General features: G+C 70.3%; 29 protein-coding genes. 12 read left to right on the forward strand and 17 right to left on the reverse strand.

Going from position 1 to position 23,898, the window contains the following annotated elements; translation table 11 throughout:
• Positions 1-48: 48 nt before the first annotated feature.
• From ACZ5NJ_RS18025 to ACZ5NJ_RS18050, 6 genes are all read right to left on the reverse strand, one after another.
• A complete protein-coding gene (locus ACZ5NJ_RS18025) occupies positions 49-489 on the reverse strand; it encodes a glycine-rich domain-containing protein (RefSeq protein WP_468766004.1) in 441 nt (146 codons plus the stop codon).
• Between the two features lie 167 nt (positions 490-656).
• A complete protein-coding gene (locus tag ACZ5NJ_RS18030; protein ID WP_468766005.1) occupies positions 657-893 on the reverse strand; it encodes a DUF7848 domain-containing protein in 237 nt (78 codons plus the stop codon).
• A 246-nt stretch (positions 894-1,139) separates the two neighbouring features.
• Positions 1,140-1,970 (reverse strand): helix-turn-helix domain-containing protein, encoded by an 831-nt coding sequence (locus ACZ5NJ_RS18035; protein WP_468766006.1) that lies wholly within the window; start codon positions 1,968-1,970, stop codon positions 1,140-1,142.
• Entirely contained in the window at positions 1,967-2,485 is a 519-nt protein-coding gene (locus ACZ5NJ_RS18040) for a DUF6879 family protein (protein WP_468766007.1), read from the reverse strand. Before ACZ5NJ_RS18040 ends, ACZ5NJ_RS18035 begins: the two co-directional genes overlap by 4 nt.
• Entirely contained in the window at positions 2,475-2,672 is a 198-nt protein-coding gene (locus tag ACZ5NJ_RS18045) for a hypothetical protein (RefSeq protein WP_042816229.1), read from the reverse strand. The genes ACZ5NJ_RS18040 and ACZ5NJ_RS18045 overlap by 11 nt, the downstream gene beginning before the upstream one ends.
• A gap of 227 nt (positions 2,673-2,899) precedes the next feature.
• On the reverse strand, positions 2,900-4,567 hold the full coding sequence (locus ACZ5NJ_RS18050) for a fumarate hydratase (RefSeq protein ID WP_468766009.1): 1,668 nt from the start codon (positions 4,565-4,567) through the stop codon (positions 2,900-2,902).
• Between the two features lie 147 nt (positions 4,568-4,714).
• Here ACZ5NJ_RS18050 and ACZ5NJ_RS18055 point away from each other — a divergent pair, with 147 nt between their 5' ends.
• Entirely contained in the window at positions 4,715-5,404 is a 690-nt protein-coding gene (locus ACZ5NJ_RS18055) for a DUF1707 SHOCT-like domain-containing protein (protein WP_468766010.1), read from the forward strand.
• Positions 5,405-5,534: 130 nt separating this feature from the next.
• On the forward strand, positions 5,535-5,933 hold the full coding sequence (locus ACZ5NJ_RS18060) for a WhiB family transcriptional regulator (RefSeq protein WP_468766011.1): 399 nt from the start codon (positions 5,535-5,537) through the stop codon (positions 5,931-5,933).
• Between the two features lie 95 nt (positions 5,934-6,028).
• Here the strand turns inward: ACZ5NJ_RS18060 and glpX are convergent, their stop codons facing one another.
• Positions 6,029-7,060 carry a class II fructose-bisphosphatase gene (gene glpX, locus ACZ5NJ_RS18065; protein ID WP_468766012.1) on the reverse strand — a complete coding sequence of 344 codons (1,032 nt, stop codon included), beginning with the start codon at positions 7,058-7,060 and terminating at the stop codon, positions 6,029-6,031.
• Between the two features lie 225 nt (positions 7,061-7,285).
• Between glpX and ACZ5NJ_RS18070 the strand changes: the two genes are divergently transcribed.
• Positions 7,286-7,804, forward strand: a complete 519-nt coding sequence (locus tag ACZ5NJ_RS18070; protein ID WP_468766197.1) for a DUF4245 domain-containing protein — start codon at positions 7,286-7,288, stop codon at positions 7,802-7,804.
• A gap of 90 nt (positions 7,805-7,894) precedes the next feature.
• Here ACZ5NJ_RS18070 and ACZ5NJ_RS18075 read toward each other — a convergent pair whose 3' ends face one another.
• From ACZ5NJ_RS18075 to ACZ5NJ_RS18090, 4 genes are all read right to left on the reverse strand, one after another.
• A complete protein-coding gene (locus ACZ5NJ_RS18075; protein WP_468766013.1) occupies positions 7,895-8,482 on the reverse strand; it encodes a malonic semialdehyde reductase in 588 nt (195 codons plus the stop codon).
• Between the two features lie 96 nt (positions 8,483-8,578).
• A complete protein-coding gene (locus ACZ5NJ_RS18080; protein ID WP_468766014.1) occupies positions 8,579-8,815 on the reverse strand; it encodes an exodeoxyribonuclease VII small subunit in 237 nt (78 codons plus the stop codon).
• A gap of 25 nt (positions 8,816-8,840) precedes the next feature.
• Positions 8,841-10,100 (reverse strand): exodeoxyribonuclease VII large subunit, encoded by a 1,260-nt coding sequence (gene xseA / locus ACZ5NJ_RS18085; RefSeq protein ID WP_468766016.1) that lies wholly within the window; start codon positions 10,098-10,100, stop codon positions 8,841-8,843.
• Positions 10,101-10,133: 33 nt separating this feature from the next.
• Positions 10,134-11,531, reverse strand: a complete 1,398-nt coding sequence (locus tag ACZ5NJ_RS18090) for an APC family permease (RefSeq protein ID WP_468766017.1) — start codon at positions 11,529-11,531, stop codon at positions 10,134-10,136.
• Between the two features lie 86 nt (positions 11,532-11,617).
• Between ACZ5NJ_RS18090 and ACZ5NJ_RS18095 the strand changes: the two genes are divergently transcribed.
• Positions 11,618-12,625 (forward strand): 4-hydroxy-3-methylbut-2-enyl diphosphate reductase, encoded by a 1,008-nt coding sequence (locus ACZ5NJ_RS18095; protein ID WP_468766019.1) that lies wholly within the window; start codon positions 11,618-11,620, stop codon positions 12,623-12,625.
• 32 nt (positions 12,626-12,657) lie between these two features.
• A complete protein-coding gene (gene ppgK, locus ACZ5NJ_RS18100) occupies positions 12,658-13,407 on the forward strand; it encodes a polyphosphate--glucose phosphotransferase (RefSeq protein ID WP_468766020.1) in 750 nt (249 codons plus the stop codon).
• Between the two features lie 46 nt (positions 13,408-13,453).
• Here the strand turns inward: ppgK and ACZ5NJ_RS18105 are convergent, their stop codons facing one another.
• The gene (locus ACZ5NJ_RS18105; protein ID WP_468766021.1) at positions 13,454-13,939 is read right to left on the reverse strand and encodes a DUF6542 domain-containing protein; all 486 of its coding nucleotides are present in this window, start codon (positions 13,937-13,939) and stop codon (positions 13,454-13,456) included.
• A gap of 151 nt (positions 13,940-14,090) precedes the next feature.
• Here ACZ5NJ_RS18105 and ychF point away from each other — a divergent pair, with 151 nt between their 5' ends.
• Positions 14,091-15,179 carry a redox-regulated ATPase YchF gene (gene ychF / locus ACZ5NJ_RS18110; protein WP_468766022.1) on the forward strand — a complete coding sequence of 363 codons (1,089 nt, stop codon included), beginning with the start codon at positions 14,091-14,093 and terminating at the stop codon, positions 15,177-15,179.
• Between the two features lie 134 nt (positions 15,180-15,313).
• Here the strand turns inward: ychF and ACZ5NJ_RS18115 are convergent, their stop codons facing one another.
• Together ACZ5NJ_RS18115 and ACZ5NJ_RS18120 are read right to left on the reverse strand one after the other, a co-directional pair.
• Positions 15,314-15,577 carry a type II toxin-antitoxin system RelE family toxin gene (locus ACZ5NJ_RS18115; RefSeq protein WP_467806216.1) on the reverse strand — a complete coding sequence of 88 codons (264 nt, stop codon included), beginning with the start codon at positions 15,575-15,577 and terminating at the stop codon, positions 15,314-15,316.
• Complete coding sequence (locus ACZ5NJ_RS18120) at positions 15,570-15,839, reverse strand: type II toxin-antitoxin system Phd/YefM family antitoxin (protein ID WP_019434848.1); 270 nt, start codon at positions 15,837-15,839, stop codon at positions 15,570-15,572. Before ACZ5NJ_RS18120 ends, ACZ5NJ_RS18115 begins: the two co-directional genes overlap by 8 nt.
• A 391-nt stretch (positions 15,840-16,230) precedes the next feature.
• Between ACZ5NJ_RS18120 and ACZ5NJ_RS18125 the strand changes: the two genes are divergently transcribed.
• Complete coding sequence (locus tag ACZ5NJ_RS18125; protein WP_267012447.1) at positions 16,231-16,512, forward strand: type II toxin-antitoxin system Phd/YefM family antitoxin; 282 nt, start codon at positions 16,231-16,233, stop codon at positions 16,510-16,512.
• Complete coding sequence (locus ACZ5NJ_RS18130; RefSeq protein WP_168530032.1) at positions 16,509-16,763, forward strand: Txe/YoeB family addiction module toxin; 255 nt, start codon at positions 16,509-16,511, stop codon at positions 16,761-16,763. Before ACZ5NJ_RS18125 ends, ACZ5NJ_RS18130 begins: the two co-directional genes overlap by 4 nt.
• A gap of 57 nt (positions 16,764-16,820) precedes the next feature.
• On the opposite strand, the gene ACZ5NJ_RS18135 is transcribed toward ACZ5NJ_RS18130, so the two are convergent.
• Together ACZ5NJ_RS18135 and ACZ5NJ_RS18140 are read right to left on the reverse strand one after the other, a co-directional pair.
• Positions 16,821-18,017, reverse strand: a complete 1,197-nt coding sequence (locus ACZ5NJ_RS18135; RefSeq protein WP_468766024.1) for a hypothetical protein — start codon at positions 18,015-18,017, stop codon at positions 16,821-16,823.
• Between the two features lie 36 nt (positions 18,018-18,053).
• Positions 18,054-19,028 carry an SMP-30/gluconolactonase/LRE family protein gene (locus tag ACZ5NJ_RS18140; protein ID WP_468766025.1) on the reverse strand — a complete coding sequence of 325 codons (975 nt, stop codon included), beginning with the start codon at positions 19,026-19,028 and terminating at the stop codon, positions 18,054-18,056.
• A gap of 78 nt (positions 19,029-19,106) precedes the next feature.
• On the opposite strand from ACZ5NJ_RS18140, the gene ACZ5NJ_RS18145 reads away from it, so the two are divergent.
• The 4 genes from ACZ5NJ_RS18145 to ACZ5NJ_RS18160 all read left to right on the forward strand — a co-directional run bounded on the left by ACZ5NJ_RS18145 (position 19,107) and on the right by ACZ5NJ_RS18160 (position 22,888).
• Entirely contained in the window at positions 19,107-19,544 is a 438-nt protein-coding gene (locus ACZ5NJ_RS18145) for a MarR family winged helix-turn-helix transcriptional regulator (RefSeq protein ID WP_468766027.1), read from the forward strand.
• A 140-nt stretch (positions 19,545-19,684) separates the two neighbouring features.
• The gene (locus tag ACZ5NJ_RS18150) at positions 19,685-20,818 is read left to right on the forward strand and encodes an alpha/beta hydrolase (RefSeq protein WP_468766029.1); all 1,134 of its coding nucleotides are present in this window, start codon (positions 19,685-19,687) and stop codon (positions 20,816-20,818) included.
• A gap of 190 nt (positions 20,819-21,008) precedes the next feature.
• Positions 21,009-22,100: an alpha/beta hydrolase gene (locus tag ACZ5NJ_RS18155; RefSeq protein WP_468766030.1), complete on the forward strand. Its 1,092-nt coding sequence runs from the start codon at positions 21,009-21,011 to the stop codon at positions 22,098-22,100.
• Complete coding sequence (locus tag ACZ5NJ_RS18160) at positions 22,097-22,888, forward strand: trypsin-like serine peptidase (protein WP_468766031.1); 792 nt, start codon at positions 22,097-22,099, stop codon at positions 22,886-22,888. The genes ACZ5NJ_RS18155 and ACZ5NJ_RS18160 overlap by 4 nt, the downstream gene beginning before the upstream one ends.
• Positions 22,889-22,940: 52 nt before the next feature.
• Here ACZ5NJ_RS18160 and ACZ5NJ_RS18165 read toward each other — a convergent pair whose 3' ends face one another.
• Positions 22,941-23,882 carry an EamA family transporter gene (locus ACZ5NJ_RS18165; protein WP_468766032.1) on the reverse strand — a complete coding sequence of 314 codons (942 nt, stop codon included), beginning with the start codon at positions 23,880-23,882 and terminating at the stop codon, positions 22,941-22,943.
• Positions 23,883-23,898: the final 16 nt, after the last annotated feature.

Consider the following 23,898-nt stretch of genomic DNA (forward strand, 5'->3'; position numbering starts at 1 on the left):
CCTTCGTACGAGCGGATCACGACCTGACCCGCGTATCCTGGGAGCGAGTCAGCAGCCGTCGCCGTCGCCGCAGCAGGCCGGGGGGTTGCAGTCCTTCGCGGCGCCCCACATCCGCTCGTCGACGTAGAAGCCGGCCGCCTTGACGCGTTCGACCACGGAGCCGATCAACGGCCGCGTGCGGACGGTGGCCTTCGGTTCGTGGTCCAGGAAGTAGCCGAACTGTTCCTGGCACCACGCGGCGTAAGCGCGGGTGTGGAGCGCGAACGAGTGCCAGCCCGGGTCAACGACCTGGGAGGGGGTCATGTCGAACGCGCGGGTGTCGCCCATGACCTTGAGGAAGGCAAGGGCCTGGTCCACGATGTTGCGGGCCGTGGCCAGTTCGTGCCCGTACTCCTCGGCGCAGAACTCGGACACCTTCTCGAACAGCTCGGGACTGACGAGGTCCCGCCCGCGCCGTAAGGCGACGGGGCTTTCGACCGTGATCGTCATAGCGAGACTCCTTCTGTTGTGGGTGAGGTCAGGCGGCAGGCGGGGGCGGGAACTGGTCCCCGCCGGTACCGCCGGACTTGTCGCCCGGGTCGTATACGCGCATCTCGGATCACCCCCTTCCTGTCGTGGCTTGCCTGCTACCCGCCCCGTCGGGACGGGGGCCTGTGTCAGGTCGTAGCGACCCGATGGACAAGGGCGACGTCCTCGAACCCTCGGAGAAAGCGGCCGTGACCAGCGTTGAGACCCGTGTGCGCCATGCACTGCCGGTCGACCTGGGCCACATCCGGGCCGGGCACGGCCGCCCAGCCGCACTCCTTGTAGAGGCAGCTCGCCACCACCGTGGGTGCGGTCTCGGGATCTCTGATAATCCGGTGCTCGACGTACCGGAGGACTGAGCGCGTCATCGGCGCGTCCCGTCCGCGTTCACGCACCGGGTGTGCCAATAGGCCACCCTCGGCGGGCCGTCCTTCTGGCCGAGCATTCCCCTCCGGGCGATCTGGTGAAGGGGGATGGGCATGCTGCACGACGGGCACGTCTCGCGCTTTTCGGTGAAGGTTGCGTATTCGAACGTGTCCGTCCTGGTCGCCATTTCGCACCCCTCGCCACTCCGGGAACCGGCAACCAATGGTGCCGGGGTGCGGGGCCAGGTTCTAGCCGGTTTCCTGTTCGCGCAAAAACTCTTCCCGAAGGCTCTCAAGCATCGTGCGTGCCTCGTCGCCGGAAAGTGCTGTGGCGGAAAATCCCTCGAACTTGCGGACGTAGAGGGCCACGTCTCTCGGGTCTGTAACCACTATTTCGGCGTGCGTGGTCTCGACGGTGACGGTTCGGTCGTCCCGGATGACGAAGGCGTGATTAGGTATGTCGTACTGCCGCAAGGACAACGGGACGATCCGAATGTCTATGTGAGGTAGGCGCGAGAGGGAAACGATCCGATCTATTTGCTCCGCCATCCTGGAAGCCGTCACGATTCGCCAACGGAGGACGGGTTCTGTAATGACGAAGTGGAGTTCCTTGGATGAGTCGTAGAGCGCCTGTTGGCGTTCGAGGCGGGCGCTGATGGTCTTGGTGAGTACGTCCTCGCCGAGGTCATGACGCGACAGAATGGCTCTGATGTATTCCGGCGTTTGAAGCAGCCCGGGGACCAAAGCCGGCTGGAAGAGTCTCAGTAGTGCCATTTGGGCTTCAAGGGCTCTTGTCTGCTGCTGGGCCTTGTGTACTCCCATGCGGCGGACGAGTCGCCACGCTGTGGCCTCTGTCGCTGCTGCCCTGACGGCCTCTAGATACTCTTCCTTGACTTCATCCGAGACGCCGATGGCTGTGAGGATGCGCTCAACGTCCCCTACGGACGGAGCAACCTTCGCAGTCTCGATCTTGCTCAGCTTGCTTGCAGACATGACGGCACTGCGGGCTACGGTCTTTGCCTCCTTGCCGGATGCTAGCCGTAGCGCCCGCAGTGCGGCCCCCAGCTGTCCTCTGTTCACGCGCCGTGCTTCGCCCACCATTCGGAGAATGGCACGGCATGATCCATGGCCGTGTCGCGATACGCGCGGAACTCCCCTGCACGCCCCTCGGGGAGGATTTCGGCCCCGAGGAACGCCCCGTCGTCCGAGTAATTCATCACTCCGGCTGTCAGGCCGTCCATCAGCCAGAAATCCGGAACGCCTTCAAGGGGGTTGTGGCGGTCGGTGGTGTCCAGAATGAAGAACTCTTCACCGCCCGTCATGTTCTTCCTGTAACCCCATCCGAGTTCGAACCGAAGGTACGGAGTGAGGGGGCGTGAGAGGACGTGCACGCGGTAGATGCGCTTGCCCTTGCCGGTATGCGATCGCAGCTCCGAGACCCAGGCTTCGTTGTAATCAGGTGGCTGGGCTTCGCCGGCAAGGAACGCCCGATAGGCATCCGCGCTCCCTGACTTGCCGTAGTCGTCTAGGGTCTCCAGGCGGAACGCCTCCCGCTGGAAGGTGTCGAACAGCTCGCCAAGATTCTTAGGCGCCACGAAGGCCCTTCCGGATGAGATCGAAGATCAGCTGTTCCGGGATCTCGACCACGGTTTCGTGCGCAGGAATTTCCAGACCATGATCGGTCGGGGTCTCGCCCTGCACCAGCAGGGTGCCCCGGTCCGTGGCGTAGATGGTCGGGCAGTCCTTGAGGTCGCAGGTACTCACAAGCTTGGTGACCTTCACGGGGGGGGGGTCCCTTCCTGGCCTTCAGCGTCTACTCACGGACGATGCTCGCGACCAACTGGCCTGAGGCGCAAGGGGTTCCAGTTTCCGTTACGGGAAACCCGGTGTGAGGCGGGCGGGTACTGCCCCTCGGTGCGGCGGGCAGCGACAGAGCCCCTGACGGCTGCCAGGGGCTCTGTGGGTGCGTGAACGTTCGGCGCCGGGTCAGGGGACCCGCAAGCGGCCCGCTACCCCAGGCCCGGACCGCGCACCGGGATGTGGGTGAACGTCGGCTCCGGGGCCGGGTTCTGGAAGAAGTCGTTGCCCTTGTCGTCGACGACGATGAAGGCCGGGAAGTCCTCGACCTCGATCTTCCAGACCGCCTCCATGCCGAGCTCCTCGTACTCCAGGACCTCGACCTTCTTGATGCAGTCCTGCGCCAGGCGCGCCGCCGGGCCGCCGATCGAGCCGAGGTAGAAGCCGCCGTGCGCGCCGCACGCGTCGGTCACCTGCTGCGAGCGGTTGCCCTTGGCCAGCATCACCTTGGAGCCGCCCGCCGCCTGGAACTGCTCGACGTAGGAGTCCATGCGGCCGGCCGTGGTCGGGCCGAAGGAGCCGGAGGCGTAGCCCTCGGGGGTCTTGGCCGGGCCGGCGTAGTACACCGGGTGGTCCTTGAGGTACTGCGGCATGCCCTCGCCCGCGTCCAGCCGCTCCTTGATCTTGGCGTGCGCGATGTCGCGGGCCACGACCAGGGGGCCGGTGAGGCTCAGGCGGGTCTTGACCGGGTGCTTGGTGAGCGTGGCCAGGATGTCGTCCATCGGCTGGTTCAGGTCGATGCGGACCACGTCGGCCGACTCGTCCAGGTGCGCGTCGGTGGTCTCCGGCAGGAAGCGCGCCGGGTCCGTCTCCAGCTGCTCCAGGAAGACGCCCTCGGCGGTGATCTTCGCGACGGCCTGGCGGTCGGCGGAGCAGGACACGGCGATGGCGACCGGGAGGGAGGCGCCGTGGCGGGGCAGGCGGACCACGCGGACGTCGTGGCAGAAGTACTTGCCGCCGAACTGGGCGCCGATGCCGATCTTCTGCGTCAGCTCGAAGACCTGCTGCTCCAGGGCCTCGTCGCGGAAGCCGTGGCCCAGCGCGGAGCCCTCGCGGGGGAGCTCGTCCAGGTAGTGGGCGGAGGCGTACTTGGCGGTCTTGAGCGCGTGCTCGGCGGAGGTGCCGCCGACGACGATCGCCAGGTGGTACGGCGGGCAGGCGGCCGTGCCGAGCGAACGGATCTTCTCCTCCAGGAACTTCATCATGGAGGCCTCGTTGAGGACCGCCTTGGTCTCCTGGTAGAGGAAGGACTTGTTGGCCGAGCCGCCGCCCTTGGCCATGAAGAGGAACTTGTACGCGCCGCCGTCGGTCGCGTAGAGCTCGATCTGCGCGGGCAGGTTCGAGCCGGTGTTCTTCTCCTCCCACATGGTCAGCGGGGCCATCTGCGAGTAGCGCAGGTTCAGCCGGGTGTAGGCGTCGTAGATGCCGCGCGAGAGGGCTTCCTCGTCGCCGCCCTCGGTCAGGACGTTCTGGCCGCGCTTGCCCATCACGATCGCCGTGCCGGTGTCCTGGCACATCGGCAGCACGCCGGCGGCGGCGATGTTGGCGTTCTTCAGCAGGTCGAGGGCGACGAACTTGTCGTTCGCGCTCGCCTCCGGGTCGTCGATGATGCGGCGCAGCTGGGCGAGGTGCGCGGGGCGCAGGAAGTGCTGGATGTCGTGGATCGCCTCTTCGGCGAGCTTGCGCAGCGCCTCCGGCTCGACCTTGAGGAACGTACGTCCGTCGGCCTCGAAGGTCGAGACGCCCTCGGAGGTCACCAGCCGGTAGGGGGTGGTGTCCTCGCCCAAGGGCAGCAGGTCGGTGTACGCGAACTCCGGCATGTGGCCAATCCTCACTCGGCAGACAGCGCTGGCGTCCGTTTTGGCAGCGCGGTTCACCAGCGTAGAACCTCCCGGCGCGGCCTCGTCTGTGAGGTAGGGCTCACCGGCCAGTATCGCGATCTATCGTGTCTCGCTATGCTGGCCGACGTGGACATGGAAAAGCATCCCGCAGCCGCACCGGCCGCCGCCGCCGACCCCGCTCAGGCGCCCGCCGCCCCGGCCGCCGGCGGCCTGCGCGCCTCCGACGCCGACCGGGACCGGATCGCCCAGATTCTCTCCGACGCCCTCGCGGAGGGCCGGCTGACCGCCGAGGAGCACTCCGAGCGCCTGGACACCCTCTACGCGGTCAAGACGGTGGGGGAGCTGGAGGTGCTCGTACGGGACCTCCCGGCCGGCGCCGCCGCCCACGGCCCGGCGCCCGCCGCGGCCCCGGCCCCGGCGGGCATCGGCCCGGTGGAGTCCGTGGTGGCCGTGTGCAGCAGTTCCGCCCGCAAGGGCCGCTGGCGCCCCGGCCCGCACACCCGCGCGGTCTCCGTCCTCGGCGACATCACCATCGACCTCACGGAGGCCGTGTTCGAGCAGCAGGTCACCGAGTTCAACGTGGTCTCGGTGCTCGGCAACGTCGAGATCCTGGTCCCGGAGAACGTCACCCTGCGCGGCTACGGCAGCGGGGTCCTCGGCAACTTCGAGGTGCGCGGCGCGGCCGCGACCGCCGACCCCCGGGCGCCGGTGGTGATCGTCCGCGGCTTCTCCCTGCTCGGCAACATCGAGGCCCGTCCCCGGCTCGGCGCCCGCCTCGTCGACCTCGCCGACAAGCTGCGCAAGCGGCTCGGCTGAGGCCGGCGCCGGTGGGTGGGTTTCGGACGAACCGCGTCCGGCCCGCCGTGCATGGTGCATAGCGGCACGCGCAGCGGGTAGGGACAGGTGCATCGTCTCTCGCTCGCGTATACGTCGTCAGGAGTAGACCGTGCCGCATCCGCCGCATCAGTCCCTGCAGGCAGCCGCCGTCCATGGCCTTCAGACGCGTCCGGCCGCCGTGCCGAAGCCGCGGGTGGCGGCGAGGGAAGAGGAGGACGGGCCCTGGCACACGGAGGCGGTGTGCCGCAGGGACGAGGCGGGGCTGTTCTTCGCGCCGTCCAAGGAGCCGACCGCGGCGCGGCTGGCCCGCGAGGAGGCCGCCAAGCGGGTCTGCGCCCGCTGTCCCGTGATGGTCGCCTGCCGGGAGCACGCCCTGCTCCAGCCCGAGCCCTACGGGGTCTGGGGCGGGCTGACCGCCGCCGAACGGCGGGTGGTGCTGGGCCGGCGCCGGCGCCGCGCCGCCGAACTGCTGCCCGGCGCGTCCGGGCCGGTCGCCGCCGCGGGCTGACCCGCGGGCCGCGCAGGCCCCAGGAGACGACTGAGGGGCGGTCCCCCCGCACGGGGGCCGCCCCTCCATCGTGCCGTCACCGGCCCTGCCGCTCCCTACTGGGCGCGGTCGAAGTCGATGTCGCTGTAGGCGCGCAGCTTCGACAGGCGGTGCGTGGAGTCGATCTGCCGGATCGTGCCGGACTTCGAGCGCATGACCAGCGAGGACGTGGTCGCGGTCTCCGAGCGGTAGTGGACGCCGCGCAGCAGCTCGCCGTCCGTGATGCCGGTGGCGACGAAGAAGACGTTCTCGCCGGACACCAGGTCGTTGGTGGTCAGGACGCGGTCGAGGTCGTGGCCCGCGTCGATGGCCTTCTGGCGCTCGGCCTCGTCCTTGGGCCAGAGCTTGCCCTGGATGGTGCCGCCGAGGCACTTTATGGCGCAGGCCGAGATGATGCCCTCGGGGGTGCCGCCGATGCCCATGAGCAGGTCGACGCCGGTGCCCTCGCGGACGGCCATGACGGAGCCGGCGACGTCGCCGTCGGAGATGAACTTGATCCGGGCGCCGGTCTCGCGGATCTCCTTGACGATGCCCTCGTGGCGGGGACGGTCCAGGATGACGACCGTGACGTCCTCGGGGGCGATGCTCTTGGCCTTGGCGACCCGGCGGATGTTGACCGAGACGGGGGCGTTGATGTCCACGAAGTCGGCGGCCTGGGGCCCGGTGACGAGCTTGTCCATGTAGAACACGGCGGACGGGTCGAACATCGTGCCGCGGTCGGCGGCGGCCAGGACGGCGATGGCGTTCGGCATGCCCTTGGCGTTCAGGGTGGTGCCGTCGATCGGGTCCACGGCGATGTCGACCTCGGCGCCGGTGCCGTCACCGACGCGCTCGCCGTTGAAGAGCATGGGGGCTTCGTCCTTCTCCCCCTCGCCGATGACGACGACGCCGTTCATCGAGACGGTGGAGATCAGGGTCCGCATCGCGTTGACCGCGGCGCCGTCGGCGCCGATCTTGTCGCCGCGGCCGACCCACCGGCCCGCGGCGAGCGCCGCAGCCTCGGTGACCCGTACGAGTTCGAGGGCGAGGTTGCGGTCAGGCGAGTCGGGGGCGACTTCGAGCTGGGGCGGCAGGTTGTGCTCGGTCATCGGAGCGCACCTTTCTGTACGACGACGGCCGGGAGTGTGAGGGTGCTGGAACTCTATCGGTTCGTCGACATATTGAGCAGAGCGGGTCACTTATGAGCGCATTATCGGTCAGCCGGTGCGGCTGAGCGGACACCGTCCGCCCTCGCGCGCCGTCCTCCCCGGCCGCCACGCCGACCCCGGCGGTGATCGCCGTCGGCCATGCGGGACGATGGTGGGGTGGCAGGTATGAAAGGCAAGCAGACGGTCTGGGACATGGTCCGGTCGCTGGCGGTGATCGGCGTCGTGGTCGCGGGTATCTACATGTTCATCCCGCACGACGACCAAGCCGACCCGACGCGCACGGTCGACTACCGGGTCGAGACCCTGACGGCCCGGCGCGCGGCCCCGTACCCGGTGGCGGCCCCGGTGGGCCTTCCGGAGCAGTGGCGGGCCACCTCGGTGACCTTCGAGCGCAAGAACGCCAACGCCTGGCACCTGGGCTTCCTGGACCCGGAGCGGCAGTACGTGGCGATCGAGCAGTCCACCGACGCCTCGAAGAAGAACCTCGACAAGCTCACCCAGAAGGCCGCACCCACCGGGCAGACCCAGCAGGTCGGCGACCGGGCGTGGGAGCGCTGGGACGGCGAGAAGTACGACGCCCTCGTCCGCCAGGAACAGGGCTACGTCACGGTGGTCACCGGGACGGGCTCCTTCGAGCAGCTGGGCACGATGGCGGCGGCGCTGGAGTTCAAGCAGGGTCGGTGACGACGCGCAAAGGCCGCCCGTCCCGGGGAAACCGGGGCGGGCGGCCTTTGCGTGGCTGCGGCGTCGTGCCGGCGCCGTCGTGCCGTGGGCTCAGACGGTGGTGATGACCTCGTCGTAGGACAGGCGCGGGGAGCGGGGGTGGAAGGCGTCCTCGCCCGGCTTGCCGATGTTGACGACCATCAGGGCGGAGTGGTCGCCGTCGAGGAACTCCTTGTTGATGCCCTCGAAGTCGGCACCGGTCATCGGGCCGGCGGCCAGACCGGCGGCGCGCACGCCCACGATGAAGTAGGCGGCCTGCAGCGCGGCGTTCATGCCGGCGAAGCGCTCGCGGTTCGGGCGCTCGGTGAAGAAGTCCTTGACCTGCGGGTAGTGCGGCAGGAGGGTGTCGAACTCCTCGTGGAACTCGTTGTCCGCGGAGAGGATCGCGACCAGCGGGGCGGCGGCCGTCTTGGCCTTGTTGCCGTCCGACATCAGGTTCACCAGGCGCTCGCGGGCCTCGGCGGAGCGGACCAGCGTGACGCGCAGCGGGGTCGCGTTGAATGCGGTGGGGCCGTACTTCACCAGGTCGTAGATGGCCTGGACCTGCTCGTCGGTCACCGGCTCGTCGGAGAACGAGTTGGCGGTGCGGGCCTCGCGGAACAGCAGGTCCTGGGCAGCGGCGTCGAGCACGAGAGACATCGGTAAGCCTTCTTCTGTACGGAGGTGAAGCGGTATCCCGACCTTAGGACAGAAGTAGATGAAATTTCAACTACTTTCCTCGGCCGGTGACCCGGATCACTCCTCGCGGCCGTCCCCGCCCGCCTCCGCCGCCTCCCGGGCGGCCAGCGCCGAGTCCAGCCGGGCGCGGGCGCCCTCCAGCCAGTGCCGGCAGACCGTCGCCAGCTCCTCGCCGCGCTCCCAGAGCGCGAGCGACTCCTCCAGCGAGGTGCCGCCGGCCTCCAGCCTGCGGACGACCTCGACGAGCTCGTCGCGGGCCTGCTCGTAGCCCAGCGCGGTATCGGTCTCAGACATTCCCGTGTCCCATCGTAGATGTGTGTTACAGCGATTTCGTTGCCGGAACGTGTCCGTCTCCGGCGCCCTGCGAGCCCGCCTCGGCGACCGACACCGCGAACTCGCCCTCCGCCACCCGCGCCCGCAGCTCCTCGCCCGGCGCGACCTCCCCGGGCGCCCGCACCACGTGCCCGTCCGCCCGCTGGAGCACCGCGTACCCACGCTCCATCGTCGCCGCCGGCGACAGCGCCACCACCCGGGCCCGGGTGTGCTCCAGCTCCGACTCCGCCCGGTCCAGCAGGTGCCCCAGGGTGCGCCGGCTGCGCGCCAGCAGCGCCTCCAGCTCGTCCTCCCGCGTCTCCACCATCCGCTGCGGATGCACGAACACCGGCCGCGCGAGCGCCTGCGCCAGCCCCCGCTCCTCCCGCTCCAGCAGGCCCCGCAGCGCCCGCAGTCCCCGGCCCTGGAGCTGGCGCACCCGCTCCAGCTCCTCGCCGACGTCCGGGACCACCTTCTTCGCCGCGTCCGTCGGCGTGGAGGCCCGCAGGTCCGCCACCAGGTCCAGCAGGGGGGAGTCCGGCTCGTGCCCGATCGCCGAGACCACCGGCGTACGGGCCGCCGCGACCGTCCGCACGACCTCCTCGTCGGAGAACGGCAGCAGGTCCTCCACACTGCCGCCGCCCCGCGCCACGATGATCACGTCCACCTCGTCCAGGGCGTCCAGCTCCTTGACCGCCCGCACCACCTGCGGCACCGCGTGCACCCCCTGCACCGCCACGTTGCGCACCTCGAAGCGCACCGCCGGCCAGCGCCGCCGGGCGTTCTCCAGCACGTCCCGTTCGGCCGCCGAGGCGCGCCCCACCACCAGCCCGATCAGCTGCGGCAGGAACGGCAGCGGCTTCTTGCGCTCCAGCGCGAACAGCCCCTCCGACGCCAGCGACCGCTTGAGCCGCTCCAGCCGCGCCAGCAGCTCCCCGATCCCGACGGGCCGTATCTCCGTCACCCGCAGGGACAGCTGCCCGCGCGGCGCGTACCACTCCGGCTTCGCCAGGACGACCACCCGCGCGCCCTCCGACACCACGTCCGCGACCTCGTCGAAGACCTGCCGGAAACACGTCACGCTGACGGAGATGTCGTGCGACGGGTCCCGCAGCGTCAGGAACACCACCCCCGCCCCCGGCCGCCGGGACAGCTGCGTGATCTGCCCCTCCACCCACACCTGGCCCAGCCGGTCGATCCAGCCCCCGATGAGCCGGGACACCTGACCGACCGGCAGCGGCGCCTCCGCCGACGTATTCAGACCCATGCAGGCAGGCTAACCGGCGACGCTGACAGCGTCTCAGGCCCCGGGCGGGGTGTCGGCCCCCGTACCGGCCCCCGTACCCGCCCCCGTCAGCCCCCGCTGGATGAACAGCACCCCCAGCCCCACCGCCAGCCACACCGCCCCCACCACCTGCGCCGTCGGAGAGGCCTCCACGATCACCGCGACCGTCACCGCCGCCCCCAGCACCGGCACCACCAGGTGCCGGCCCCAGCTCGGCGGGCCCTCCCTGCGCCGCACCACGAACCAGCCCACCACCGACGCGTGCAACAGGGTGAACGCCACCAGCGCCCCCACGTCCACCACCGAGACCAGGTGGTCCAGCCCGTCGTCGCGCCGGGCCGCCCACACCGCCGCCACCAGCGTCACCACCGCCGCCACCAGCAGCGCCGCCCTCGGCGTACCCCCCGAGGTCCGGGCCAGCACCCCGGGCAGCCGCCGCTCCCGGGCCATCGCGAACAGCAGCCGGCCCGCCGCCGCCTGCCCCGCCAGCGCCGCGAACGCCGCCCCCACCGCCTTGCTCACCGCCACCAGGTCGTGCAGCCAGCCCCCCACCGACGCCTCGACCGCCGCGTAGAACGCCGGCCCCTGCAACGCCGGATCCGCCGCCAGCTCCGCCGACGGGAACGGGGCCAGCAGCGCCGCCAGGTACGTCTGCGCCACGAACAGCACCCCCGTCAGCGCCAGACAGAACAGCACCGCCCGCGCCACCCGCTCGCCGCCCCCCGTCACCTCCTCCGCGAACGAGGCGATCGCGTCGAAGCCCAGGTACGACAGCACCGCCACCGACACCGCCCCCACCACCGCCGCCGTCGAGAACTCCAGCGAGCCGTCACCGGTCAGCGGGGACAGCCAGCCGCGCCGCGCGCCGTCCCGCACCAGCACCGCCACCGCCGACACCAGGAACACCAGCAGCACCACGATCTCCACCGCCAGCACCGCGAGACCCACCCGCGCCGCCGCCCGCACCCCCCACAGGTTCAGCAGCGTCGTGGCCCCCACCGCCAGCGCCGTCCACACCCACCGCGAGACCTCCGGCACCAGCGCGTTCATCGCGATCCCCGAGAACAGGTACGCCACCGCCGGGATCAGCAGGTAGTCCAGCAGCGCCATCCACCCCGCGATCATCCCCGGCCCCTCGCCCAGCCCCTTGCGGGCGTACGCGAACACCGAACCCGCCAGCGGGGCCACCCGCACCATCTGCGCGTACGAGAACGCCGTGAACCCCATCGCGACCGTCGCGCAGAGGTACACCAGGGCCACCGCCCCGTGCGACCTCGCGTCCAGCGTGCCGAAGACCCCGACCGGCGCCATGGGCGCGATGAAGAGCAGCCCGTAGACCACCAGGTCCCGGAACCCCAGGCTCCGTCGCAGCGCCGCAGGCGCGGCCGTACCGGGATCCACAGCGGCTGCCATCGTTCCTCCGGGGGGCGGTGAGGACGGACGTTCGACCCAGTCTCTGCCGGACGGGGGACCTCCGGCCTGCTGGAGCCCCCCGTACGATGGAGCGTATGACTGCCCCCGCACCCGCCTCCCGCCGCGTCCTGCTCGCCGCCCCGCGCGGTTACTGCGCGGGCGTGGACCGCGCCGTGATCGCCGTCGAGAAGGCCCTCGAACAGTACGGCGCCCCGGTCTACGTCCGTCACGAGATCGTGCACAACAAGTACGTCGTCCAGACGCTGCAGAAGAAGGGCGCCATCTTCGTCGAGAAGACGGAAGAGGTCCCCCCGGGCAACATCGTCATGTTCTCCGCGCACGGCGTGGCACCCGTGGTGCACGACGAGGCGGCGCGCGGCCGGCTCGCGACCATCGACGCGACCTGCCCGCTGGTCACCAAGGTCCACAAGGAAGCGATCCGCTACGCGAACGAGGACTTCGACATCCTCCTCATCGGCCACGAGGGCCACGAGGAGGTCATCGGCACCTCCGGCGAGGCCCCCGACCACATCACGATCGTCGACGGCCCCGACGACGTGGCCAAGGTCGAGGTCCGCGACGAGTCCAAGGTCGTCTGGCTCTCCCAGACCACCCTCTCCGTCGACGAGACGATGGAGACGGTCGACGCGCTGAAGACGAAGTTCCCGCTCCTCGTCTCCCCGCCCAGCGACGACATCTGCTACGCCACCTCCAACCGCCAGGCCGCCGTCAAGGCGATGGGCGCCGACGCCGACCTCGTCATCGTCGTCGGCTCGAAGAACTCCTCGAACTCCATCCGCCTCGTCGAGGTCGCCCTGGACGCCGGCGCCCGCGCCGCCCACCTCGTCGACTTCGCCGACGAGATCGACGAGGCCTGGCTGGAGGGCGTCACCACCGTCGGCCTCACCTCGGGCGCCTCCGTGCCGGAGGTGCTGGTCGAGGAGGTCCTGGAGTGGCTGGCCGGGCGCGGCTTCGCCGACGTGGAAATCGTCAAGACCGCCGAGGAGTCGATCACCTTCTCGCTGCCGAAGGAACTGCGCCGCGACCTGCGCGCCGAGGCGGCCGAACTGGTGGCGGAAGGCGCCGGCGAGTAGCCCGGACGGCGGCGGGTTCGTACGGTGAGTCCATGCAGATCTTCGGTGTGGACATCGGCGGTACGGGGATCAAGGGCGCGCCCGTGGACCTGGAACGCGGCGAACCGGCGCGGGAGCGCCACAAGGTACTGACACCCCATCCGGCCACCCCCGAGGGGGTGGCCGCAGGCGTGGTCGAGGTCGTCCGCCACTTCTCCTGGGAGGGGCCGATCGGCGTCACCTTCCCCGGAGTGGTCACCCACGGCGTGACCAGGACGGCGGCCAACGTCGACAAGGCCTGGATCGGCCTCGACGCGGCCGCCCTGCTCTCGGAGAGCCTCGGCGGCCGCCCCGTGACCGTCCTCAACGACGCCGACGCGGCCGGCGTCGCCGAGATGACGTACGGGGCCGGGCGCGGGGTGCCCGGCACGGTCCTCGTGCTCACCCTGGGCACCGGCATCGGCAGCGCCCTCTTCCGCGACGGCCGGCTCGTGCCCAACACCGAGCTGGGCCACCTGGAGCTCAAGGGCCACGACGCGGAGACCCGGGCCTCGGTGAAGGCCAAGGAGGACGGGGACCTCAGCTGGGAACGGTGGGCGCGCCGGCTGGACAAGTACCTGGCGCACGTCGAGATGCTCTTCTCCCCGGACCTCCTCATCCTCGGCGGCGGCGTCAGCCGCAAACCGGAGAAGTTCGTGCCCCTGCTGAAGAACATCCGGGCGGAGATCGTCCCGGCGAAGCTCCAGAACAACGCGGGCATCGTCGGCGCGGCCATGGCGGCACGCGACGGCCTGACCCGGTGATCGGTACAGGCCGTCGGGGTCGTTGGGGGCGTCGGGGGCGTCCGGGTCAGTAGGCGGCGGAACTGCTGCCGGCCCTCCTGGCAGCCCTCCGCCGCCCGCTCAGCGCGGCCCGCCGCACCAGCGAGATCAGCCCGGCGATCAGCGTCCCCGCGTACAGCCACCCGGCGTGCAGGGACAGCGCCGACACCACCCCCATGAGCTCCCCGCCGAAGCCGCCGGAGCCGCCCGACACGGGCCACACTCCGGCGGCGAAGGCGATCGGCACGCACACCGGCGCGGTGATCAGGTCGGCCGGGCGCACCCACAGGGCGGTCGCGGCGGCCACGGGCTGGAACAGCAGCCCGTACGCGAACAGCGAGGAGTCGAAGAGCAGCCAGCAGATCCCGGCGACGAGCAGCATCGCCGCGCAGGCGAACAGCCCGCCGCCGAGCCCGGTCAGCCGGGGCCGCGGCATCCGCCGGCCGGCGGGCGCGGGGGGCCGGGGGCGCCGCACCGCCGGGGCGGGCACCTGCGGGTGACGTACCGAACGCATCCTGTATCGCTCCACCCCACCAACCTAGGCGGGAGGCCCCGCCCAGGTTGCCCGGACACGCGTACAAACCACGTGCGCTCATCGGGAAAGTAAACTGTCAGACGGCCCAGTCCGGGCCGCCGCCCCCACTCAGCTACGGGAAGTCGCCAACGTGTCGCTCACGATCGGAATCGTCGGCCTGCCGAATGTCGGCAAGTCGACCCTGTTCAACGCCCTGACCAAGAACGACGTACTGGCGGCCAACTACCCGTTCGCCACCATCGAGCCGAACATCGGCGTCGTCGGCGTCCCGGACCAGCGCCTGGCCGTCCTGGCCGGGATCTTCGGCTCGCAGCGGATCCTCCCCGCCACGGTCGACTTCGTCGACATCGCCGGCATCGTGCGCGGCGCCTCGGAGGGTGAGGGCCTGGGCAACAAGTTCCTCGCGAACATCCGCGAGTCGGACGCGATCTGCCAGGTCATCCGTGCCTTCAAGGACGAGAACGTCGTCCACGTCGACGGCAAGGTCTCGCCCAAGGACGACATCGAGACGATCAACACCGAGCTGATCCTCGCCGACCTCCAGTCCATCGAGAAGGCGGTCCCCCGCCTGACGAAGGAGTCCCGCCTCCAGAAGGACAAGGTCGCGGTCCTGGCGGCGGCCGAGAAGGCCCAGAAGATCCTGGAGAACGGCGACACCCTCTTCTCCCAGGGCATCACCAAGGGCACGGAGCAGGGCGACCTCCTGCACGAGCTGCACCTGCTCACGACGAAGCCGTTCCTCTACGTCTTCAACGTGGACGAGGACGAGCTGACGGACGAGGCCTTCAAGGCCGAGCAGTCCGCCCTGGTCGCCCCGGCGGAGGCCATCTTCCTCAACGCCAAGCTGGAGGCGGACCTCGCCGAGCTGGACGACGAGGAAGCCCTGGAGCTCCTCCAGTCGGTCGGCCAGGAGGAGCCGGGCCTCGCCACCCTCGGCCGCGTCGGCTTCGCCACCCTGGGCCTCCAGACCTACCTGACGGCCGGCCCGAAGGAAACCCGCGCCTGGACCATCAAGCAGGGCGCCACGGCCCCCGAGGCGGCCGGCGTGATCCACACCGACTTCCAGCGCGGCTTCATCAAGGCCGAGGTCATCTCCTTCGCCGACCTGGTCGCCTGCGGCTCCGTCGCCGAGGCCCGCGCGAAGGGCAAGGCCCGCATGGAGGGCAAGGACTACGTCATGCAGGACGGCGACGTGGTCGAGTTCCGCTTCAACGTGTAATCACACACTTACTGCACGTGACGTGATTCGTCTAGTGTGCAGCTCAGAAGGGGTCGGACTCTGTCGAGTCCGACCCCTTCGCCGTCACCGTGCTGGATGGGTGCTGGATATTCTGACGTGGAGTCAGCGGGTAATCAGGTCTCGTAAACGGTGGACCGGTGTCCCACGTGAACGACCCAGACCACCAGCTCGCCGTTGTCGATCGTGTAGACGACGCGGTAGTCGCCGATGCGAAGACGGCGTCGTTCGGGCTGTGACACGAGTGCGGTGGTGTTGAAGCCGAGAGGGTCGGTCTCCAGCTCGGTCAGCTTGGCCAGGATGCGCAGCGCCATGTCGCGGGGGATCTTCCGAAGCTCGGCCTGCGCCTCGGGGCGGAAGACGGTTCGGTACTCACTCACCGCGCGCCAGTGTCTCCCTCATGATGTCCTCGATCGGGATACCGGGTGCCGGGTTGGCCATGCGCTCGTCGATGATCCGGTTGATCTCGCGCTCTTCCCATTCCTGGTACTTGCGCAGCACCTCGATGGACACCACGGCGGCGACTTCCTTGCCTCGGCGCGTGATCACCGTGGGTACGTCGTCGCGGTCCGCGCGCTCCACCACTTCTGCCAGGTGAGCTCGCACGTCGCGGATGGACTCTATGGGGAGTGGCTGCGTCATGCGCTCAAGCGTACCGAGTGTTCCATGTGTACACAATGTCGGCGGCCATGCAGCCTGCCCTCGCGGTGGCCGCGCGTGCTGGATGTGCTGGATGAATCCGCACGGTGCTGGATTGGTGCTGGATAACCATGTCCGGAACCACGTATTCGCAGGTCGTAGCTCTGTGCTGAACGTTCCGCTTCAACGTGTAGCGGGTGAATGAGCACCACGTCGACTGACGTGGCAAACGTACAGGTCGGAAGGGCCCGCTTCCTCGGAGGTGGGCCCTTGGCCTTTTCCCGTGCTGGGATGGAGCTGCTGGGAAAGCTGACCACTCATCAGTCTTTTCCGCTCCTCGAAGGTGCCGAGAGTGGTACGTTATCTGGTACCACTTGATGGGAGAGGTCGGGACATGTCCATCACCGCGAGCGAAGCCCGCAAGGAACTCTTTCCGCTGATCAAGAAGGTCAACGAGAACCACGAGGCCATCGAGATCGTCTCCAAGCACGGCAATGCCGTGCTCGTCTCGGCCGAGGATTACGCTGCCCTGCGCGAGGGCTCGTACCTGCTGCGATCCCCGGCGAACGCTCGTCGGCTGCTCAAGGCGTATGAGAACGCCCTGGCCAACATCAACGTGTCGGAGCGCGAGCTGATCGATCCGGAGTCGGCGGACGCTGGTACGGGTGCCGCGTGAGGCTTGTCTTCGAGGACCAGGGCTGGGAGGACTACACGTCCTGGCTCAAGAACGACCGCAAGATGCTCGCCCGGATCAACAAGCTCATCGAGGACGTCAGGCGTGACCCGTTCTCAGGGATCGGCAAGCCCGAACCTTTGAAGTACCACCTGCCCGGGGCGTGGTCTCGGCGGATCGACGACGAGCACCGCCTTGTCTACCTGGTGACGGACAAGGAGATCGTCATCCTCGCTGCCCGATATCACTACTGATCGCCGAGTGTTCGGTGTGTGCCGGGCTGCCCCTCCCGTGCTGGGGCCCCTTCGGCTTCAGGTCGTGGAGGGGTCCAGGAGTGGCGCGAAGGTGGCGTTCTCCTCGCCCGGTACCTGGGGGAGGAAGCCGTCCGGGACGGTGCGTGCCGCCGTGGTGAGGAGGCGGTCCAGGACCTCCTCCTCCGTGGCCGGAGGGAGGCCGAGTGCGCGCAGGAGGCGGTCGCGGACGGCGGGGTGGTCCGGGTTGTCTTCGAGGTAGTCGGCGTTGAGGGCGGGGGGACGGAACCCGGCCAGGGCGTCGTGCCAGGACGGCAGGACGATGGCCAGGGTCAGCGCCTCCGCGACGGACTCGGCGAGGAGCGAGGCCCGGCCCTCCGAGTCGGTGTAGAGGACGGGGCGGGCGCCGTCGGGGGTGGCCGGGCCGCAGAGGTAGTGGGTGCCGCCCGTGTCGCTGCCGGCCACGGGCTCCACGGGCAGACCGTTGGGCAGGGCTATCGACTCACACGGGTCGATGCGGTCGAGGTCGAACGAGCCGTCGCAGACGAGGTGGTCGGCGACCTCGGGTTCGGCGGCGATCCTGCGGAGCAGGGCCTCGTCGGAGAGGGCGGCCGGATTGAGGGACCGGGCGGTCTCCGGGGTGAGGGGGTGGCCGGCGAGGACGTGGCGGATGGTGTCGAGGGGCAGCGGGCGCTCGTAGTAGTCCTCGAAGTGGTCCCGCACGGTCTCGGGGGAGCGGTCGGTGAGGAGGGCGAAGAGGCGGCGGGAGCCGTCCGGGTCCTCCTGACCGGCGGGGAAGTCGATGGCCGAGCCGGTGTGCCAGGCCGTGTCGCCGGTCTCCCGCCACAGGCAGGCGGTGACCCGCGGGGCGCCGATGCCCTCGTCGTGGAAGGCCGGCTCGTCCAGGAGCGGGCGCAGCGCGGCCGGCACCTCGTCGACGACACCGGGCCAGACCTGCTCGTCGTCCGAGGCGTACGGGCTCATCGGCGACTCGTGGTCGAAGCCGCGGACGAGCACGCCGGCCGGGGTGAACAGGACCGAGAAATCGTCCCCCGAGCCGTTGTCCATCAGGGCCGCCTCCTGCCCGCGGCCCCAGGCGGCGTCGAAGGAGTAGCGGCGGAACCGCGGGTCACCGCCGATCGCCGCGTCGAGCACGGCGAGCGCCCGCAGGTGGGTGCGGAGCACGGCCGGGTCGGGGAGGAGGGCGGCGGTGGTGTGCACGGTGTCCTTGGCTTCCTTGGCTTCCTTGGCTTCCATGGCGTCATGAAAGCAGGGGGCAGTGACACCGCCCGGCTACAGGCCCCTCACCGAGGCGACCGTGAAGGTGGTCGGGGTGCCCGTCGACGGGGTCATCGGGCCGTCCTTGTCGAACTGGGAGCGGACCACCAGGGTGCGGGTCGGGGTGTGGGCCAGGGTGGTGGGGATCTGGAGGGACGGGTCCGTGAGGGTGTGGAGCAGGCGGGCGTGGGTGCCGTCCGGGGTGAGCTGCCAGCGGCTGAGGGTGTTGCTGATGTTGTGGGCCGCCCGGAGCGTGCCGCCGGGGGAGAGGTCGAGGCCGTCGGCGGCCTTGAGGTCGCCGCCGGTGAGGGTGACCCGGCTGAGGGCGCCCGTGGCGAGGTCGACGCGGTGGAGCTCCCCGGCGGTCATGTCGACCGCGAGGAGGTAGCGGCCCGCTGCGTCGGAGGTGATGCCGTTGAGGGTGAACGTGCCGGGCGGGGGCGGGGTGACCTGCCCGCTCAGGTCGTAGGCCGCCGTCAGGGTGCCCGAGCCGGCCCGCAGCTCGGCGGGGGTCACGCGGTAGATCACCGCGCGGACGCTGTCCGTCAGGTAGGCGCTGCCGTCCGGGGTGATGGTCAGGTCGTTGATGAAGTGCGGGGTGGCGGGGTCCACCTCGAAGTGGGCCAGGCGGGTGCCGGTCGCGGTGTCGTAGACGGCGACGCCGACCGTGGAGTCGATGACCCACAGGCGGCCCCGGGCGTCGACGCGCAGGCCGTTGGCGGTGTGCCGGCCGTCGGTGCCGGAGGGCAGGAACACCTCGGCGGCGCGGGCTCCGGGACGGGCGCGGTAGACGGTGCCGTTCGCGTACGAGCCCACGTACACCGTGCCGGTACGGGCGTCGGCGGCTATCCCCTCGGGGTAGACCTTCGCGCCGGGCAGTGTGAACGCCGTGGACACGCGGGCCTGGCCCGGGGCGGCGGCGCCGGTGGTCAGGGCGGTGGTCAGGGCCAGGAGGGCGGCGGTGGGCAGGGCGTATGACAGCATGCGCATGAGTGTGTCCTTCCGAGTGAGTGGGTTCGTAGAGTAATTAGGGTTCTAATGCTTGGCAAGGGTCATAGGATGGCGCCCATGACCTCCATGCCCGCCCGGGAGCGCATCGGTGCGCACATCAAGCGCGCCGAGCAGGCCCTCCTCGCGGCGAAGACCACCGCCTGCAAGCCGGCCGCAGTAACGGTTCCGCAGTACGCGGCCCTGCTCTGGCTCGCCGAGAAGCCGGGCATCTCGGCCGCGGCCCTCGCCCGGCTCTGCGGGGTCACGCCGCCGACGATGAACACCGTGCTGAAGAACCTCCACGAGCGCGGGCTCGTGGAGCGGACGCCGCACGAGTGGCACCGCAACGTGCTGGAGACCCGGCTCACCGAGGAGGGGCGCGCCGCGCTGGAACGCGCGGACGAGGGCGCCGTCCGCGTCGAGAGGGCACTCGCCGACGCCCTCACCGCCGGGGAGCGCGACCAGCTCATCGCCCTGCTGGGGCGGTGCGCGGAGGTGCTCGACGCGCTGAAGTGAGCGCGTCGCCATCCGAAGTTCCCGCCACGTTTTTGCCGGGATTTGGAACGATCCGCAGAATTCGCTCATCAGGACTAACCAAGGGGATGTCCGCCGCGCTGCCCGTGCCCCGGCAGCCGAGACCGTTCGGAGCGAAGTTCGTGCACCAGTACCCTCAGCAGCCGTCCGACCCCGAGCCCGAGCAAGCCGGGGGCCGCGGGACGTCACGGCGCGCGTGGTGGATCGGCGCGGGCGTCGCCGGCGCGCTGCTCCTCGGAGGCGTGGGCTTCGCCGCGTACGAGAACGAGTGGTTCGACGGCAACGGCCAGGCCGTCAGCTTCGGGAAGAACCACACTCCCGCCGCCACCGGTACGGACGGCGGCCCCGCGAAGAAGGGCGCGAGCCCCTCCGCCTCGCCCACGCCCACCGGCGACCCGGACGTGCAGCTGCCCGCCGGCCCGCGGTCGGAGTTCAAGCAGACGACCAGGCTCGACGACGGCACGATCATCGCCAAGACCCGCCTCGCCGGCCCGAAGTCCGGCTTCGAGGGGGACGTGTGGGTCTGGGCCCCCAAGGAGTACGACGACCCGAAGTACGCCAAGAGCGCCTTCCCGGTCCTCATCGCCCTCCCGGGCGGCAACGGCTTCCCGGCCAACTACTGGTCCGACCGGAGCCTCGGCCTCCAGAAGGCCATCAGCGAGGGCGTCCAGGCCGGCACCAGCCTGCCCTTCGTCGTGATCATGCCGGTGCTCAACCCGGACAACAAGTACTACTACGACGGCTCCGACATACCCGGCCAGCCCAAGATGGGCACCTGGATCGCCGAGGACGTCCCGGACTTCGCCCGCGCCAACTTCCGCACCTACAAGTCCCGCGACGGCTGGGCCTTCATGGGCTCCTCCTCCGGCGCCTTCGTCGGCATGAAGACGCTCCTGCAGTACCCGGACCGCTTCAAGGCCGTGATAGCCAGCGGCGGCGAGATCGTCCCGGACTCCCCGCTGTGGAAGGGCCACCAGGCGGAGATGGACGCGAACAACCCCGAGAAGCTCGCCGACCGGCTGATCACGGCGGGCGGCCCGGACGTCTACATCAACTTCCAGATCGGGACCAAGGAGTCCGGCAAGGACCGGATGGCGAAGTTCGTCCAGCAGTACGGCAAGGGCCCCGTGAAGACGACCATCCGGGACATCCAGAACGGCGAGCACAACGGCTGGCACTACGTGCGCGGCATGAAGGAGGGCTCGCTGGAGTGGGTCAGCAAGGTGCTGAAGGGCCCGAAGCCCGAGGCCGGCTGACCGGCCCCGTTCCCGCCCCGGAGCCGCCGCACGAGGCATCCGTACAGGTGTCCGCCACGTGGCCCTCGCCACGTCGCCCCGGTCCCAGGCAACCCCTACGGTCGTTGAAACCTCTGTAGAAGCGATAAGGGGGACCTATCGGTCCGACCCGCGCCAACCGGGGCGCCGGAGAAGGAACGGGAACGAATCCGTGCAGCATGACCAGCAAGGCGACGACGGCGGCCCCACCACCGGGGCCGGCCGCCGCCCCGCCCTCCGCCCGCGGAAGCGCCGGCTCCTGATCGGCGGCGGCCTGGCCCTCGTCCTCGCCGCCGGGGGCGGCGCGGCGTACGAGGCCGGGCTCTTCTCCGACCTGGGGGACCCCGTCTCCTTCGGGAAGATCCAGGAGTCGGCGACCGCCGAGGACATCCGCCCGGGGGTGCTGATGCCCACCGGCCCCAAGTCCGACTTCGTGCGCACCAGCCGCCTCCCGGACGGCACGCAGATCGCGATGACCACCGTGACCGGCAAGAAGTCCGGTTTCACGGGTGACGTGTGGGTGTGGGTCCCCAAGGAGTACGACGAGCCGAGGTACGCCAAGAGCGGCTTCCCGGTCCTGATCTCGCTGCCCGGCGGTCGCGGCTACCCGAAGAACTACTGGGGCACCGGCCCCGGCCTCGGCCTTCAGCAGGCCGTGATCGACGGGGTCAAGAAGGGCACCAGCCTCCCCTTCATCCTGGTCATGCCGGTGATCAACGCCGACACCAAGCACCACTACGACGGCTCGGACATCCCCGGAGAGCCCAAGATGGGCACCTGGATGGCCGATGACATCCCGGATTTCACGAAGGCCAATTTCCGCACCTTCACCTCCCGCGACGGCTGGGCCTTCATGGGCTCCTCCTCGGGCGGGTTCGGCGCCTTCAAGGACGTGCTGAAGTTCCCCGACCGCTTCAAGGCGGTCATCGCCAGCGGCGTCGACTTCGTCCCCGACTCTCCGCTGTGGAGGGGGAACCGGCAGGCCATGGACGAGAACAACCCCGAGAAGCTCGCGGAGAAGCTGATCAGGGAGGGCGGCCCCGACGTGTACGTCAACTTCCAGATCGGCACCAAGGAGAGCGGCCGGGACCTCGCCGAGAAGTTCATGAAGGAGTACGGGAAGGGCCCCGTGCACACCCGGCTCCAGGTGATCCAGGATGGTGAGCACAACGGAAAATCGTACGTACGTGGCATGAGGGAGGGCTCCCTGGAGTGGATCAGCAAGGTGATGCAGGCACCGACCCCCGACCCCGGCGTGCGATGAGCCGGGTGGTGAAGGGGGCGACGGCGGCGGCCGCCGCCGCGGGGATCGTGGCGGCGTGCGCCGTCGTCCTCCTCGGCGCGTCCGGCGAGAAGCCCGTGCACCCCTTCCCCACCGTCGGCGTGCTCATGGCGAACGGCGAGCACTGGTGCACGGCGAGCGTGGTCGACAGCCCGCACGGCAACGTCGTCGCGACCGCCGCGCACTGCGTCGCCCCCGCCGGGGAGGGCGGCCGGCCGGGCGAGGTGGCGCACGACGGGCTCGCCATCGGCGAGCTCTCCTTCGCGCCCGCGTTCTCCGGCGAGGGCTCGGGCACCCAGCCCCTCGGGGTGTGGAAGGTCCGCTCGATCCACGTGGACGAGCGCTGGACGAAATGGGGCGACGAGACCGCCGACTTCGCCTTCCTCACCATCGAGCCGGACGGGGAGGGGCGCAGCCTCCAGCAGCGGGTCGGCCAGGGCGAGGCGCCCAAGCCGGACTGGACCTCGGGGTACGAGCGCGAGGTCACCGTCGTCGGCTACCCGGAATCCGACCACAACCCGCAGAACAAGCCGGTCTCCTGCACCACCCAGACCCGCCACGACACCGACGACCCCGACATGCTGTACATCAGCTGCGCGGGCTTCTGGACGGGCACCAGCGGCAGCCCCTGGATCGCCGACCGCGGCGGCACCGGCCAGCCGGGACGGCTCATCGGGGTGCTCAGCGGCGGGGACACCGACGTGGACTCCACGGCGGCCCTGTACGACGAGAAGGCCAAGGCCCTCTACGAGGCCGCCGCCCGGGGCTGAGCGGCAGCCGGCGGCCGGCCGGGCCCGGGCGCCCGCGGGGGCGGGCCCGCCGCTACTTCCGGCGTTCGGTGCTGACGATCACACCCACCGCCGCCACCACGATCGCGCCGCCGAGCACGATCGGCAGCGTCAGCGGCTCGTCCAGGATCAGCGCGCCCAGCGCGACGGCCACCACCGGATTGACGTACGCGTACGTGGCCACCAGCGACAGCGGGGCCGCCTGGAGCAGCCACGCGTACGCGGTGAACCCGACGACCGAACCGATCAGCACCAGGTAGCCCAGGGCCAGCCAGGAGGCGGTGGAGAAGGACCCGGGGTCCAGCCCGCGCTGCTCCCCGCGCGCCAGCCCGACCAGCACCTGGGCGACGCCGCCCCACAGCATCTGGTACGCGCTGCCCGTGAACGGGTTGCCCGGCAGCGGCAGCCGCCCCGCCGAGAAGGAGCCCAGCGACCAGGCGACCGAACCCGCCACGACGAGCAGGACGCCCGACAGCCGGACCTCCCCGCTGAGCCCCGGGCTGGTCAGCACCGCCAGCCCCGCGAGCCCCACCAGCACCCCGAGCAGGGTGCGCACGGGCGGCCGGTCCCCGCTGAGCGCCCGCAGCACCACCACCCACATCGGCACCGACGCCACCAGCAGCGCCGCCAGCCCGGACGGCACCGAGGTCTCGGCCAGCACCACCAGGCCGTTGCCGCCGAGCACCAGCAGGAGTCCGACCACCAGCGTCGAGCCGAGCTGCGCGCGGGTCACGCGCAGCGCGGCCGGCCCGTACCGCCAGGCGACGATGCCGGCCAGGATCAGTCCGGCGGTGAGGAAGCGGGCCCCCGCGGAGAGGAACGGCGGCATGGTCTGGACGACGATCCGGATGCCGAGGTAGGTCGAACCCCAGACGACGTACACGACACCGAGGGCGGTCCAGACGGCGCCGCCGGTCCCGCGGCGGGCGGTGCCGGCCTCCGCCGCCTTCGGCTCCGCCGGTATCGAGGTGCTCATGGCCGGATCCTACGGT

It is taken from the genome of Streptomyces sp. NPDC032091 (assembly GCF_055580265.1).